We start from the raw sequence: 950 nt of genomic DNA, 5'->3' as shown, positions 1-950 counted from the left end.
AGCCTCAGGAAAGAGGCTTAGAATGAGTTGTTTTTATCAGAATTATGGACTTGTGCAACGATTACCATTGTTACCTGCTATTATTTATTCCTCTAGTTAAGAGTTGAAAATATATTATTAATAAATCTGCTCTCAATTTTCTGGAATATCCTTCGCAAGTTTTGCTCCTAAAGCTTTAAGATCTTCTTTTAATAGATTCAAAGCAAATAAAGTATCGGGAACATCTTTAAACTTTATTATTGTTTTTTCGAGATAATCAAGAAGTGTCTCTCTTTCTCCATTTCGAATTTGTACTTTATTTAAGTCGACTTCATAATCTTCGTCGGTTATGATTTCATCAAAAAAATCAAAATACCTATCTTTAACAAAGCGTTTGTATAAATGTAGTTCAGTTACTTCGTCATTTGATCCTACTACAGTGGAACAGACAATATTGTTTTCATTTAGATATTTGGCGACTTTTAAATTTACTTCTTCAGACTCAATATCATCATATTTAAAATTGATATGATTCAGAATTATTTTCTTTATTGCTATTGTAGCGTTAATTTCTTCAAGAACAAAAGATTCTGCATAGGCCTGGCAAATTTCAAGTGATTTATCATTTTCTATTTTTTCTGTCTTCTGACCAAAAGAATTAAAAGATATTAAAGTTGATAATACAAATATTAAGATGGTTGTTTTTTTCATAATTGCAGGTAACGTCTCGTATAAGAAACGTAGGGCAGGTAAAAAGCACTTTCGTTTCGATTTATTATTTAACTAAATATAAATATTTTGATTTTATCTTTTTTACTATAAATACCAAATTTTATATTTAGTGGACTTTGTTAATATTCACAAACCTTTCGATTTAGCATAAACGCCCTATGTTTTTTATACATTGTGTCTGTTGCACAAGTTTTGTTAAAAATACGTATAATTAGTAACTTGTTGTATGCAAGGCTTTA

The 950-nt window shown here is 28.2% G+C and carries 1 protein-coding gene; it reads right to left on the bottom strand.

Annotated features, from left to right (window positions below):
- Positions 1 to 132: 132 nt before the first annotated feature.
- Entirely contained in the window at positions 133 to 690 is a 558-nt protein-coding gene (locus Q1A60_RS21465) for a hypothetical protein (protein ID WP_299770613.1), read from the bottom strand.
- Positions 691 to 950 lie beyond the last annotated feature (260 nt).

Origin of the sequence: uncultured Dokdonia sp. (genome assembly GCF_947492535.1) — a bacterium.
GTDB lineage: Bacteria > Bacteroidota > Bacteroidia > Flavobacteriales > Flavobacteriaceae > Dokdonia.
This window is presented reverse-complemented; position numbering and strand designations above follow the sequence as displayed.

What these genes read in the sequence shown, in the direction of transcription:
- Q1A60_RS21465 (WP_299770613.1), bottom strand. Translation starts at nt 690, where the DNA reads ATGAAAAAAACAACCATCTTAATATTTGTATTATCAACTTTAATATCT.